Origin of the sequence: Xanthomarina sp. F2636L, assembly GCF_026410195.1 — a bacterium.
GTDB lineage: Bacteria > Bacteroidota > Bacteroidia > Flavobacteriales > Flavobacteriaceae > Xanthomarina.
The window spans coordinates 1-227 of the sequence record NZ_JAPMLM010000012.1 but is presented as its reverse complement, the minus strand read 5'-3'; the positions used below and the strand labels follow the sequence as shown (position 1 = coordinate 227).

Sequence of the window (227 nt, the reverse complement as noted above, 5' to 3'; positions counted from 1 at the left end):
GATCCTAATTATTTAGATTTAAGTGTTATTGTGCCAGGAACTACAACAGGAGGCGATGTTTTAAATATCGTAACAAGCAATGGTTTATGTGCAGCTTTAGATGTAGCAGGCGCACCAATCACAGTAGAGACCTGTTCAGCCGATGCAGGCACCTTAACAGCCGATGCCACTCCAGTACAATTATCTGGAGCAAGTGTTACAATTAGTGCCACACAAGGCACAGCACC

At 44.1% G+C, this 227-nt stretch carries 1 protein-coding gene; it reads left to right on the top strand.

Features of this window, described 5'->3' with window-relative positions; translation table 11 throughout:
• The coding region (locus OS191_RS00060) for a hypothetical protein (protein ID WP_267153668.1) at window positions 1–227 on the top strand (227 nt) is incomplete at both ends.